We start from the raw sequence: 607 nt of genomic DNA on the forward strand, positions 1-607 counted from the left end.
GGACAAGCTTGACGTGATCTTTCTCACCGACGTAAAAAACATCCAGTACTTCACCGACTTCCGAGCGGTGAGCTGGTACTTCAACTCGAGGCCGTTCTTCGTTGTCGTAACCGCCAATGACCTCATCCTGTTCGGGGCGGACTACGAGGAAGTTCATGTGAACAGCAAGCCTCGCGGATTCTCGGCGCTCTATTATGCGGGTTACGCCGATCAGGGGGCCGCCCGTGTTGCGGGCTCGATCCGCGATCTCTTCAAAGGAACCACGCCGAGGATCGCGATCGACTATGGCGATGAGATGCTGGGCCGCGGTTCTCTGCCCTTGATCGAGGCGTTGCGTGGATTGGCCGCAGGGGGCACGGTCAAGACTGCCTCTCCGACGCTTTGGCGCGTTCGCCACATCAAGACGCGCTTCGAAGCAGAGATGAAGCGTACGGCCTTTTCCATATGCGACGGTGCATTCGACGACGTGATTGCCGAGGCGCACATCGGCATCACGGAGATCGAGCTGTGGCGCAAGCTTCAGGCGAAGACCTTCCTCAACGGCGCGGATGAGGCAAATCCGCTCCCGGTTATTTTCGGCAAGGGTGATTTCACATATGGGCGCCCC

General features: G+C 58.6%; 1 protein-coding gene. It reads left to right on the forward strand.

Annotation, left to right across the window (positions count from 1 at the left end; translation table 11 throughout):
* Positions 1-607 (forward strand): aminopeptidase P family N-terminal domain-containing protein (locus EOA86_RS37480; RefSeq protein ID WP_206630286.1); only part of this gene is annotated, 607 nt, incomplete at both ends.

The sequence above is a fragment of the Mesorhizobium sp. M5C.F.Ca.IN.020.32.2.1 genome, from assembly GCF_004023105.1.
Classification (GTDB): domain Bacteria; phylum Pseudomonadota; class Alphaproteobacteria; order Rhizobiales; family Rhizobiaceae; genus Mesorhizobium; species Mesorhizobium wenxiniae.